General features: G+C 46.9%; 11 protein-coding genes and 1 riboswitch. Of the genes, 1 reads left to right on the top strand and 10 read right to left on the bottom strand.

Going from position 1 to position 13,104, the window contains the following annotated elements; genetic code table 11:
- Positions 1-26: 26 nt before the first annotated feature.
- Positions 27-1,244 carry a GNAT family N-acetyltransferase gene (locus ACWI_RS07945; RefSeq protein WP_070370892.1) on the bottom strand — a complete coding sequence of 406 codons (1,218 nt, stop codon included), beginning with the start codon at positions 1,242-1,244 and terminating at the stop codon, positions 27-29.
- Positions 1,245-1,351: 107 nt separating this feature from the next.
- On the opposite strand from ACWI_RS07945, the gene ACWI_RS07940 reads away from it, so the two are divergent.
- The gene (locus tag ACWI_RS07940; protein ID WP_070370891.1) at positions 1,352-2,026 is read left to right on the top strand and encodes a Crp/Fnr family transcriptional regulator; all 675 of its coding nucleotides are present in this window, start codon (positions 1,352-1,354) and stop codon (positions 2,024-2,026) included.
- A 50-nt stretch (positions 2,027-2,076) separates the two neighbouring features.
- Here ACWI_RS07940 and trxA read toward each other — a convergent pair whose 3' ends face one another.
- The 9 genes from trxA to ACWI_RS07895 all read right to left on the bottom strand — a co-directional run bounded on the left by trxA (position 2,077) and on the right by ACWI_RS07895 (position 12,816).
- Positions 2,077-2,388, bottom strand: coding sequence for a thioredoxin (trxA, locus tag ACWI_RS07935; protein ID WP_070370890.1), 312 nt, complete (start codon positions 2,386-2,388; stop codon positions 2,077-2,079).
- 118 nt (positions 2,389-2,506) lie between these two features.
- The gene (locus ACWI_RS07930; protein WP_070370889.1) at positions 2,507-2,926 is read right to left on the bottom strand and encodes a YjdF family protein; all 420 of its coding nucleotides are present in this window, start codon (positions 2,924-2,926) and stop codon (positions 2,507-2,509) included.
- A 194-nt stretch (positions 2,927-3,120) separates the two neighbouring features.
- Complete coding sequence (locus tag ACWI_RS07925) at positions 3,121-4,887, bottom strand: ABC transporter ATP-binding protein (RefSeq protein ID WP_070370888.1); 1,767 nt, start codon at positions 4,885-4,887, stop codon at positions 3,121-3,123.
- A 1-nt stretch (position 4,888) separates the two neighbouring features.
- Entirely contained in the window at positions 4,889-6,610 is a 1,722-nt protein-coding gene (locus tag ACWI_RS07920; RefSeq protein ID WP_139142338.1) for an ABC transporter ATP-binding protein, read from the bottom strand.
- 164 nt (positions 6,611-6,774) lie between these two features.
- The gene (locus ACWI_RS07915) at positions 6,775-7,239 is read right to left on the bottom strand and encodes a methylated-DNA--[protein]-cysteine S-methyltransferase (protein WP_070370887.1); all 465 of its coding nucleotides are present in this window, start codon (positions 7,237-7,239) and stop codon (positions 6,775-6,777) included.
- 34 nt (positions 7,240-7,273) lie between these two features.
- Positions 7,274-8,257, bottom strand: coding sequence for a linear amide C-N hydrolase (locus tag ACWI_RS07910; RefSeq protein ID WP_070370886.1), 984 nt, complete (start codon positions 8,255-8,257; stop codon positions 7,274-7,276).
- A gap of 132 nt (positions 8,258-8,389) precedes the next feature.
- Positions 8,390-9,742, bottom strand: a complete 1,353-nt coding sequence (locus ACWI_RS07905; RefSeq protein ID WP_070370885.1) for a sodium-dependent transporter — start codon at positions 9,740-9,742, stop codon at positions 8,390-8,392.
- Between the two features lie 210 nt (positions 9,743-9,952).
- On the bottom strand, positions 9,953-10,459 hold the full coding sequence (gene nrdG, locus ACWI_RS07900) for an anaerobic ribonucleoside-triphosphate reductase activating protein (RefSeq protein ID WP_070370884.1): 507 nt from the start codon (positions 10,457-10,459) through the stop codon (positions 9,953-9,955).
- On the bottom strand, positions 10,456-12,816 hold the full coding sequence (locus ACWI_RS07895; RefSeq protein ID WP_070370883.1) for an anaerobic ribonucleoside triphosphate reductase: 2,361 nt from the start codon (positions 12,814-12,816) through the stop codon (positions 10,456-10,458). Before ACWI_RS07895 ends, nrdG begins: the two co-directional genes overlap by 4 nt.
- A 125-nt stretch (positions 12,817-12,941) precedes the next feature.
- Positions 12,942-13,090, bottom strand: a riboswitch (cobalamin riboswitch).
- Between the last annotated feature and the right edge of the window lie 14 nt (positions 13,091-13,104).

The raw sequence follows: 13,104 nt of genomic DNA, 5'->3' as shown, positions 1-13,104 counted from the left end.
TGCTCACATCAACCGTTTTTTTTGATTTAAATATAATCGGAGAAATAAATTTTCTCATTGGCGATGACACTCTCCAGGATCGCCACTGTTTTTTTACTGGCCTCAATCCGTTCAATCTGCTGCAGGTAGGTGGGTCGCTTATAACCCAGCAGCATGCAGGTTAAAATCCCGATTTCTAACTTGACCCGGTTATCTGACGGTTCATCAACTAAAACCGGAGCCTGACCGGGGCTGAACTTGACGGTAAAACTGCGATTATTCCATTCCAATACGGTGTCAATAACCTCAAAGGTCACCGCTTCATTGATATCGGTATTGGAAAAGTGATACTGCCTGAAAAACCCTTCGAAATCCACAATCCGAGCCATAATATAAGGGCGAATGGTTTCTTTCATATCGCTGTCACCAAACAGAAACGAAATGGTATGGTTGTTGTAATTGCTGCCAACCACCTCGTTGATCATCGATTCATGAGCCGCAATATAACCCCACAGCCCTTTGCGGGCCTCCTGATTTAAATAAACCATTTCTTTGACATGGAAGACATCATTTTCGATCAGGTAGACCAGATAGCCCAACGGACGATCATCTTCGCCATAATAAATCGCTACCGTAACATCTTCCACATCCCAGCGCCAGTATTCCTCCCAGACCAGTTCATTGCGAACCAGACAACCATGGGTCTGCCGGGCAAAGGTGTCATGAAGGGCAATCAGATCGGGGCTGTTTTCCCTGACCCGCTTCACCCGTCCCGGCACATCAATATCCCGAGGCAACTGGTGGTCACGGATCTGATAAGTCATCTTATCAGAGACCACCTCCCAGCCTTTATGCCGATAGAGAGGATGGGAATAGGGATATAAAAAGGATATGCACTGGTTGCGTTCATACATCGTTTCCAGACTTTTTTTCATCAGCCCGGACATTAACCCCAGGCCCATGTATTCCGGATAGGTGGCCACGCCGGTAATATAGCCCATCTCATAAATGCTGCCACTGATATTGACCTGCAACGGGTAAACAGCGATCTGGGCCGCCAACCGCTCATCCTCAAACCAGCCGATGACCTCGGCTTTTTCCAGAATCGGAAATTTTGACCGCTTAATCTCATCGTGCTTCCAACCGACTTTTAGCAGCTGTTCATCCGTCACCTGAAAGGCATACCTCAAAATATCATTAAACTGCGTTAAATCCTTGGCTTCCAGCCGCTTTAGATGCAAATCTCTTTTTATCGCTTTATTCATTTGACGCTCCTTAGTGTTATTATTTTATTTTATACCCGAAATATTAAATTAGACTCAATGTCAACTTATGGTATACTAGAAAATATTCGATTAAGCGAGGTATCAATATGCTAAAAGAAAACGATCAGACATTTCTTCAATCCGTTCTGACTTTTTGGGATCATTTAACGCCACAGCAACAGTCACAACTGACTGATAATGCCATCCCCATAAAATACCGCCGGGGTGAAAACATCCATCGTGGCGAAAACGATTGTGTCGGCGTGCTCCTGATTAAAAGCGGTGAATTGCGCACCTATATTTTATCCGAAGACGGCCGGGATATTACCCTTTACCGTCTGGGCCCGGATGAGGTCTGTATCTTATCGGCTTCCTGTGTCCTTGAAAATATCACCTTTGATGTGCATATTGATGCCGAAACGGATTGTGAAGTCCTCCTGATTAAATCCTCGATCTTCCAGCGTATTTGTAATGAAAACATCCATGCCGAGAATTTTTCCTATAAATCGATGATTGACCGTTTTTCGGACGTGATGTGGGCGATGCAGCAGATTCTCTTTATGAGTTTCGACAAGCGGCTGACCATTTTCCTGCTGGATGAGGTGGCCCGTACCGGTTCTACCACCATTGTGATGACCCACGAGCAAATTGCCAAATATGTGGGGTCTGCCCGGGAAGTGGTCTCCCGGATGCTTAAATATTTTGAGAATGAGGGGTATGTACACCTGTCCCGGGGTAAAATTGAAGTGATTGACAAGGTACAATTAAAAGAAATTATTTAACGTCCAAAAAATTAAAAGAGCAACCAATTTCTCGGTTGCTCTTTTTGGGGCTATTGAGCCACTAAATCTAAAATATCCGCTTTGGATTTTGCTCCCACAGATTTCTTCACTACTACCCCGCCCTTGACCACTGCCAGGGTCGGGATGCTCATAACCTTAAATTCGGCGGCCAGTTCCTGTTGTTCATCGACGTTTATTTTTCCGACCTTTAAGGTAAAGACCTCATCGGCGATTTCGTCGATGATCGGCGAAACCATCTTGCAGGGGCCACACCAGGGTGCCCAAAAATCGAGTAACACCGGTTTATCGGAATTGATGACTTCCTGTTGAAAATTATCTTTAGTGATTATTACTGCGCTCATATCTTTAATCTCCTTAATCGTTAATTGGTATACCTTTATTATAACCATTTTAGATTAATACTCCGTAACTTGATCACAGAGTAACAAACTTCTTAAAGTTACTTACGCAAACCACTGATTAATGCCCCCGATGTTTCTGCTTTTTCTTTTCCTGCCGCAGATCAAATTGGCGTTGCTTTTCTTCCTCGGTTTTCTGGCGGTTAAACGCTTTTCGGATGATCTTTTTGTTTTCCTGTTCTGCTTTTAGAGCCTGCTGGGCCTTGGTGCCCAGGGCTTGGTGTTCCAGTTGCCGGTGAACCTCCCGCTGCGTCCGTTTGGGATTAATCCGCTTCTCGGGCACTTTTTCATCAGCAATCGGCTGACTAAATTGGAGTTGATTATAATGCTTAAGCAGAAAATCATAGATTTCCCCGTCTTTGGGTTCCGCTCCGAACGTCACCTTGGCCACTTTCAGAGTTTCGCCATCTGCGCTTTCAAAGACGCCCACCCAGAAGGGGTCGTCAAAAAAAACCGTCAACTTGCCAGTTACTTTGTCCATATTCAATTCCTCCTAGAAAATAGTGACAAAGAACGGACAACCTTAGGAGGCAGGTTACTGACAGGATGATCCTGCGTCTGGACTACCAACCAGAACTGTGTTTTTATCTTTGCTTTTATTATAACACGATGACTGAATTGATCAAGTTATCTCATCTGTTAATTTAAGATCAAATTCCATCCACAATGTTTCTATCACTCAAACTGCGCCTGATACATCTGCCAATAATGCCCCTGCCGTTTCATCAGTTCTTCATGGGTGCCCTGTTCCACCACATCGCCTTGATCCACCACCAGAATCAGATCAGCGTTCTGGATGGTGGAGAGCCGGTGGGCGATGACAAAACAGGTTTTATCTTTCATCAGCTGACGCATGGCTTCCTGGATCTTTTTCTCGGTACGGGTATCGACGTTGGAAGTGGCTTCATCGAGGATCAGCATTTTGGCGTCCAGCAGCATTGCCCGGGCGATGGTTAAAAGCTGCTTCTGGCCCTTGGAAATATTGGTGCCGTCATCACTTAAAATCGTATCGTAACCCTGAGGCAGATGTGCAATGAACGAATGAATACGGGCCGCTTTGGCCGCCTGGATTACCTCTGCCATGGTGGCATTTTCTTTGCCATAGGTCAGGTTTTCAAAGATGGTGCCATGAAAAATCCAGGTGTCCTGAAGCACCATGGCAAAGGATTTGCGCAGGCTGTCCCGGGTCAGCTCCTGAACCGCATTGCCATCCACATAGATATTACCAGCTTCGGTATCATAAAAGCGCATCAGCAGATTGATAATCGTGGTTTTACCGGCCCCGGTGGGGCCGACAATGGCAATCAGCTTACCCGCTTCGGCCTCCAGACTTAAGTTTTTGATAATCACCTGATTGGCATCATAGCTGAAGCGGACATTTTCCAGCACGATATCACCCTTCACACTGGTCAGATCGGTCATCTGATCGGTGTCCCTGGCCTCTGACAGTTCATTTTGCAAAGCAAAAACCCGCTCGGCCGCCGCCAACGATGACTGCAGGTCATTCATGATATTGGCCATTTCATTTATCGGTCCGGAAAACTTGCGAGAGTACAACACAAAGGACGAAATCTGCCCAATCGACATCGATCCCACCAGATATAACAGCGCCCCAAAGACACTGATACAGGCCAGCGAGATATTGTTGATAAAATTAATGGTCGGAAAAATCATGCTGCCGTAATATTCGGCGTTATAATAGGCATCCACCGCCTGCTTGTTTTTCACATTAAATTTCTCAATGGTATGCTCTTCCTGATCATAAATTTTTAAAGTCTTCTGACCCGATACCATTTCTTCCACAAAGCCATTAAGCTCCCCCAGCTTGCGGGAACGTCGACTAAACAGTGGCCGGGTCTTTTTAACCAGGTAACGGGACATCAAGATTGACGCCGGTACCGTGAACGCAAAAATCAGCACCAGTTGGGGAGAAATCGCCAGCATCATCAAAAAGGATCCCAGCACAGTAATCACCGCAGAGGATACCTGGATCAGGTCACTGGAAATGGAGCTGTTGACCGTATCAATATCATAGGTAATCCGGCTGATGACATCCCCGGTCTGATGGACATCAAAATAACCCACCGGCAGATCCATCAGCTTATTAAAGACATCCCGGCGCATGGCGAAAGTAACCTGGCGACTGATCCGGATCATCAGCACTTCCAGCACATAGGTCAGTCCGGCTGAGCCGATATAAAAAATCACCATCCAGCCGGCGTAGTAAAATACCTGACTAAAATCAACCCGACCCGTACCCAGCTCAATGGCATCAATGGCGTAACCAGAAAGTAGCGGCCCCACCAACGCCAGTAGATTACTGCCGATGGTCAGTGTGATCGCCGCCAGCAGTTGCCATTTATAGCGCATCAGATAGCCCCCCAACTGGATCAGGGTACCCTTACGGTTTTGCGGTTTTTCAAATTTTTGTGATCGTCGCATCTCAGGACACCCCCATCTGGGAATGGCTGATTTCCCGATAAATTTCGCAGCTCTTCATTAAATGCTTATGCTTACCATAGCCAATGGCCACACCATCTTCCAGCACCAAAATGTGATCGGCGTGTTTAATGGAGCTGATCCGCTGGGCGACAATAATAATGGTGGTGTCGTCAAAATTTTCTTTAATCGCCTTGCGAAAAGCGGCATCGGTTTGATAATCCAGGGCGCTTGATGCGTCATCCAGCACCAGTATTTCCGGGCTGGCTGCCAGCGCCCGGGCAATCAGAATCCGCTGTTTCTGACCGCCGCTGAGATTGGCCCCTTTAATGGTTAACTGCTCGCCGGATTTATCCGCTTTTTCATCCACAAATGCTTTGGCACCGGCGCAGACGATTGCCTTTTTTATGGCTTCTTTTGAGAGATTGCGGCCCAGATCGATGTTCTCCTCAATGGTGGCTTCAAAAATCATATCATTCTGAAAGACCACTCCGAATTTTTGATGCAGTTCCCGGGGATCGATTGATCGGATGTCCCGACCAGCAATGGTAATGCTCCCCGCATCTGCATCGTAAAGGCGCATCAGCAGATTTAACAGGGTCGTTTTTCCGGCCCCGGTTTCACCAATAATTCCCAGAGTTTCCCCTTTTGCCAAAGCAAAAGATATATTATCCAGATTGGGTTCTTCTTTATTATATGAAAAGGTGACATTTTGAAATGCCACAAAGGCATCATCTTTTACAGTTTCCCCATCTTCGGTCACTTCCTGAACTGCCAAAATATCCACACTATCCAGGGCCTGGATAATCCGCTCCGCTGAAGCCGTGGCCTTTGGCCACATCTCAAACAATTTGGAAAGCGCCAAAACAGCATGCAGAATGATCGTAAAATAGGTCATAAAGGCCAGGATGATACCCACTTCCGAGGTACCGTTATTGACGCCATAGGCTCCCACCACCACCACCGATACCAAACCCAAATTGAGACAGATATTCATGGCCGGAGAAATCACCGCCACCGTCATCCGGGCTTTTTTCTCCCGGTTCACCACATCGGTATTAATGGTATCAAAGCGGTTTTTCTCATAGTCGGTTTTAGACAGTGCTTTGATGACCCGGATCCCGTTGATGTCTTCTCTGACCACTCGGACAAAGCCATCCAAGGCCTGTTGCAGTCCGGCAAAAAGCGGCATGCTTTTTCGGGAAACCAGGATGATAATCAGCATCATGACCGGCATAATCCCGATTAGTACCATTGCCAGCCCCGGATCCAGGGTCATTGTGATGATGATGCCGCCGACTAGCATAATCGGTGCCCGCACCCCCAACCGCTGAATCCGGATGATCATCTGATGAACAATGTAGGTATCGGCGGTTAACCGGGAGATCACCGACGGCTTCGTCAGGGTATCCATCTGATGATTGGAAAAATAGATCACCCGGGCAAACAGGTCGTGACGGATTATTTCGGTGGCATCACTGGCCACCCGGGCGGCCATCCGATTGGCAATAATGTTAAAGACCATTCCAATGATGGCACAGACCACCATTACCCCACCCCAATAAAAAATCGGTGCGGGTTGATTTAACGGAATAACCTGGTCAATAATCAAGGCCAGAATTGAGGGAATAATCAGATCCATGATCGATCCGGTAAATTTAAAAAATATACCAATCGCCATCCGGCCATAGAAAGGTTTTAAATATTCGGTGATAATTTTTTTCACACGGTACCTCCTTCCGTTGTCATCATTTGTCTGCTATGGTTTAAAAAAATTAACTATCTTTAATTTTACCGTTTTTTAGTGATTAATCCAGTCCTTTTTATCTTTATCAACGACCGCCCTCATAAAAAAAGCAACCTCCACTTAAGAGATTGCTTCCTGTTTTGCTATTTCATCTGATTTTCCAGCGTCAACAATTTTTGTTTGATATCCAGTCCGCCGCCATAACCAACCAGACTACCATTGGCCCCAATTACCCGGTGACAGGGGATGATAATGGATATGGGGTTCTTGTTGTTGGCCCCCCCCACCGCCCGGCAGGCTTTTTCATTGCCGATGGCCCGGGCGATATCCTGGTAGCTGCAGACTTCGCCGTAGGGAATCTCCTGAAGGGCTTTCCAGACCTTTTGCTGAAAGTCGGTGCCCTGCGGACAAAGCGGCAAATCAAAGCTGCGGCGTTTCCCCTGCAGATATTGCGCCACTTGCTGGCCGGCTTCTTTTAGCAATGGTGTCTCACGATGATTGACCTGATCCGGCAACGCTTTTTCAAAACTTAATCCGGTAATGGCTTCGCCGTTTTCAATGATTACGATTTTCCCCAAGGGGGTTTGATAACAAAAACCATTTTTCATCATATTCACCTTTTGCCTCAATCATCCTATTCGTTTAATTCAATTGCCGGTATTGCTGTTCTTGCATCATTTCCCAGACCTTTGGTTCCTTGGCATCAAGATCTTCATTAAACAGGCAGGCCCGGCCAATCTGGTTATTGTCGTAGGTTTTGAAATAATAGGTGCCGGTATTACAGACCATGCAGGCCGTATATTGGGTAAAATCGATGCCCTCATCGGTGATCACACTACCCTTGGGAATATCGACCGATGCCAAAATGTGAAAAGCGGCGTTAATACACTCTTCCTCTGTTTCCATGGGATTAATGGCCTCCCGACCAAACAGTGCCCGTAAAAACCGCGATGGCGGGGTGTAATCTCCCGGCAGACCAACGCTTCCGGAACCACCGCCAAAGGGACTAAAGGTCAGGCCATTTAATTGAATCGAACCGGTTTTATTCGGCGAAACCCCGATATAATTGCGGATATTGGTTAAATGCCAATTGAAGTCCGGACTGTTGGTCATCACCCCCAGGGGGTTGTCATGGATCACAATGCCCTCTTTCATCGGTTCAATCACCAGGGTTCGGCCGGTTTTATCGGTAATGATCCAGTGTAACGGGGTAATGACGTTCATCATCTTAAGGGGTGTACTGACAATATTGAGCTGCAAAATCCCCGCCTTGACTTCTTCAAGAGTTGCGAAGTTGGTCAGCAGCCAGCCGACAATTTCGTGAGGCGCCAGATTAATGCGACCGGGGATGACCGCATCGCTATACTCGGCATAGCCCGGGAAATATAAACTGGCACAGGCCAGTCCGGCTTCGTTGAGACCATCGGCAAAAAGGTAGGTGCCCAAATTTCGACCGCTGCCCATCATCGCATACTTGACCGCTCTTGGGGTTTGATCCACCTCCGACTCAAGCAAAAACTTCCTCGGCACACAGATCAGCTCCGGATCCAATAAAAAAGCAAAATCCATGGTTCTGGCCAACGTATTAATCTGGTTTGTTGTCATCAAAGTAAGGCTTGTACACATTAAGAATTACCTTCTTTCTACTACTTTTTTAACCATTATATCTGTTTTTTTAGAAATAGTAAATCATTAAGAACGCTTAATTCGTAACGGTTGCCGCATCGCCTAAAACCGTTGTTGTGGCTGTGCTGGTTGTTAGTATTTAATCACGCCCATGGCCTCTAAAATTGAGCTGATCAGAATTGCAACAATACAAAGCGGGGCGATATATTTAACCATAACAATAAACAACTTTTCCCGTTTAAAGGGTGATGACAGCTTGACCTCGTCGGTGATGATCTTTGTTTCCAGCACATGACCCACTAGGATACAGGTAAAGAAGGCTCCAACCGGCATCAATACGGAGTTGGTAATGAAATCGAAAAAGTCCAGAAAGTTAAAACCAAAAATGAGCACCTCGCTCCAGACGCCCTGTCCCAAAGAAGAAGGTATCCCAATCAGGATTGCCAGCACCGTAACAATCAGTACCCCTTTTTTGCGTTCCCACTTAAACTGATCACAGACTGTTGCCACCACGGCTTCCATTAAAGAAATCGAAGAAGTCAGCGCCGCAAACAATACCAGCAAAAAGAAAACGCCGCCCATCACATTGCCAAAGCCCATCGTTTCAAATACTTTGGGCAGGGTGACAAACATTAAACCGGGGCCCTTATTAAGCGCTGTCGGATCACCACCGGAGAAAGCAAAGACCGCCGGTATAATCATAAAGCCCGCCAGAATGGCAATCCCGGCATCAAACAGCTCAATTTGCTTAACCGATGTTTCCAGATCATCTTTTTTACTGAGATAGGAACCATAGGTGACCATAATCCCCATGGCCAGCGACAGCGAGTAAAACATTTGTCCCATGGCGGCCAAGACTGCCTGAAAACTGAAATTAACCAAGTCCGGATACAGAAAATACCAGACCCCGGCCATGGCCCCAGGCTGCATGATTGAATAAATTGATAAAAAAACCGATAAGACAATCAATATTGGCATTAAGATCTTACTGGCTTTCTCGATGCCATCCTTAACCCCGCGGATCACCACAAAGGTGGTGGCCAGAACAAAAATAGCCTGCCAGATAATCGGCTCAAATGGCCTGGCGATATAGCTTGAAAAATAATCGGCTCCGGTGGTAGCCACTCCGCCACCGGAGACAAAAACTAAAAAATATTTGATTACCCAGCCCCCGATTACACTGTAGTAAGGCAAAATCAGAAATGCCACCAGGGAGGCGATCACCCCCACAAAACCAAACCGTTTATCCAGGGCCCGATATGCACCCATGGGACTCAGCTGGGCTTTACGGCCAATTGCCAACTCAGCCGTCATAATTGTAAAACCCAGGGTCAAGACAAAAATCAGGTAGATGACCAGAAAAAGACCACCCCCATATTTGGCAGCCAAATATGGAAACCGCCAGATATTCCCCAGCCCCACTGCCGATCCGGCAGCTGCCAGCACAAAACCTATTTTACTTGAAAACTCACTTCGTTTATCCACACAATTCCTCCAACCGTTTCTATCGCAAATTTATTTTTGCTTTTTTACGTTATTTTGTCCGTGTATCTCGAACAAATTCGCACCTTTACTATTTTAACCGTTTTGATATTTTTTGCCACTACTTTTTTGAAAATTGCATCATCCATTTAGGTAACTAATCATTTAAATCAAAAAGCAACCGTTAAAAAAACGATTGCTTTTGATTGATTTTTAGCTGATCTCGCTAAGTACCAGCTGGTTTTTCTGCTGTGATTTTTTTACATCAATAATCCGCTGATTATGTGAGCCCCGGAATTTCAGCAGCAAGCTTTTTTGTTCCACTTCAAATCTTCCATCCACCAGCAGATCGGTGTGTTCCAATAGCTGCTGCCACGATTGATCCGGTTGCGCCAGCAGCGTTTCATAGGTATAGCCGGTATAGGTCATCACATGATAGCCGGCTGCTTTGGCCTGGCTGGCCAGTTCAGAAAAGCCCGCAGACTGTAAAAAGGGTTCGCCGCCGCTTAAGGTGAGGCCATCCAACAGTGGGTTCTTTTTCATTTCGGAGATAATGGTGCCAATCGCCACCAGGTGTCCGCCACTTAAATCATGGGTGGCCGGGTTGTGACAGCCCTCACAATGATGGGAACAGCCCTGGGCAAACACCACAAAGCGAATGCCCGGCCCATCCACAATCGATTCCTTAACCACCCCGGCGATTCTTATTTGGGGGTTCACTGCAATTGCTCCAACCGTTCCCCACCAGCCATTTGACCAGCCGCATTAAAATGATTGATCCGATCTCTGACTTCCGCTTTTTTGGCATCATTGAAACGATCCAGGGTCCCTACCAGATAACCGGTGATCCGGCGTATCCGTTCAAAGGGAACATCGTCTTCGCTTCGTCCACAATTGGGGCACGCGTCGCCGATGATGCCGGTATAGCCGCAAACCGGGTCGCGATCCACCGGATGATTGATGGAACCATAGCCGATGCCAGCTTCCTTCATCGCCCGAACCACCTTCTCAAAGGCTTCCAGATTGTCGAGGGGATCGCCGTCCATTTCCACATAGGTGATGTGTCCAGCGTTGGTCAACTCATGGTAGGGTGCTTCCAGGGTAATTTTTTCATAGGCACTGGTGGGGTAGTAAACCGGAATATGGAACGAATTGGTATAATATTCCCGATCGGTTACCCCGGGAATTTCACCAAATACCTGTTTATCCAGCTTAACAAAGCGTCCGGCGGTGCCTTCGGCCGGGGTGCCCAGCAGGGTAAAGTTCATGCCATAGACCTGACTGGTTTCATCCATCCGCTTGCGCATGTGGCCAATAATGGCAAGCCCCAGCTCCTGTACTTCTGCCGCTTCGCCATGGTGTTTGCCGGTAAGAACGGTCAAGCATTCCGCCAGGCCGATAAAGCCCATACTCAGGGTGCCGTGTTTCAGTACTTCCCGGATTTCCATCTCGTCGGTCAGATCTGCAGAATCAATCCAAACGCCCTGGCCCATTAGGAAAGGAAAGTTTTTAACTTTTTTATGGGCCTGAATTTCAAACCGTTCCAGCAGCTGCTCAATCACCAGATCAATTTTCTGATCCAACTCAGTAAAAAACACGTCCTGGTTACCCTTGCAGTTTAGGGCAATCCGGGGCAGATTGATGGTGGTAAAACTTAAGTTGCCCCGGCCATAGGTAATTTCCCGACTGGGATCGTGGACATTGCCGATCACCCGGGTACGACAGCCCATATAGGCAATTTCAGTCTCCGGCTGGCCAGCCTGATAATATTTCAGATTATAAGGCGCATCCAAAAAGGAAAAATTGGGAAACAGGCGCTTGGCGCTGACCCGACAGGCTAATTTAAACAAATCATAATTGGGGTCCCAGGGATTATAATTGACCCCTTCCTTCACCTTAAAAATATGAATCGGAAAGATCGGAGTTTCGCCATTTCCCAACCCGGCCTCCGTTGCCAAAAGCAGATTTTTTATGACCAGACGCCCCTCAATTGAGGTATCCATCCCGTAGTTGATGGAACTAAACGGGATCTGAGCTCCGGCCCGGCTATGCATGGTGTTGAGATTGTGAACAAAGGCCTCCATGGATTGATAAACACTGCGGTCAATTTCCCGTTCGGCATTTTCCATGGCAAAATTCTGAGCCCGGCTGATGCTGTTGGCATCCGCTATCCATAACGCCAAACTCCGGGCTTCGGCTTCCAGATAATTCTTCGGTTGATTTAGCTCGGGCTTTAACCCCAGTTTCTTTTCGATATCTTCACTGATGGCCTTTACCTTGGCTAAAGCATTTTTGGTATCGGTCAATAAGGTCAGGGCCTTGGCCAAATTCTCCCGATAGAGCCGGATAAAAGTTTTTTTCACCCCCGGCACCATGGCATAGTCAAAGTTGGGAATACTCTGTCCGCCATGCTGATCATTCTGGTTGGACTGAATGGCAATGCAGGCCAGCGCCGAATAACTCTGAATATCGTTGGGTTCCCGGAGATGGCCGTGACCAGTCGAAAACCCATCTTTAAATAAGCGTTCTAAATCAATCTGACAGCAGGTAGTGGTCAGGGTTAAAAAATCCATATCGTGAATGTGGATTTCACCGGCTTTATGAGCGGTTGAATGCTCGGGATTGAGGACAAACATTTCATAAAACTGTTTAGCGCCCTCTGATCCATACTTCAGCATCGTGCCCATGGCGGTGTCGCCGTCAATGTTGGCATTTTCCCGTTTAACATCGTTGTCCTTGGCTTCTTTAAAGGTCAGATCCTCATATATTTTCATCAAGCGGGTATCCATTTCCCGGATTCGGGTTCGCTCGGCCCGGTAGAGAATATATTTCTTTGCGGTTTTTGCATGTCCGGTTTCGATCAGAATTTTTTCCACCGCATCCTGAATTTCTTCCACCGTCGGGGTATTGGTGTTCATTTCCTGTTCGATATAGATGGCCACTTTTTCAGATAGCTCCATGGCGGTCTGATAATTCTGGCCGCCGATTTCACTGGCGGCCTTAAAAATGGCATTGGCAATTTTTTCAATATTAAAAGGGGCTTCTCGTCCATCTCTTTTTTTGATCTTCGTAATCATCCTGGTTTGTTTTCCTACTTTCCTGCGAGTCTTTTTGTTGTTTCGGGCATTGAAAAACCTCTCGACGGCGTGGGTCAAGAGGTCTAAGATTGCTTGGCTCAAACACCCTCTATCACGCGTAGAGTCTGGTGTGACAAATAACGGTGGGTAATCTGACTTAGGCTTGATCTTTTTAAAAAAATCTCCCCCTTACAGCGGCGGGACCGTGCCGGATTTGCACCGGCTTCCCCCATGCTGCACCGGTTGGCACAGCACCGTTATCTTCATATTTGGTTGTTTTAATTTTAT

Origin of the sequence: Acetobacterium wieringae (assembly GCF_001766835.1) — a bacterium.
Lineage (GTDB): Bacteria > Bacillota > Clostridia > Eubacteriales > Eubacteriaceae > Acetobacterium > Acetobacterium wieringae.
Note: the sequence above shows the minus strand (reverse complement) of the source record. Positions and strands in the feature narration are given on the sequence as shown.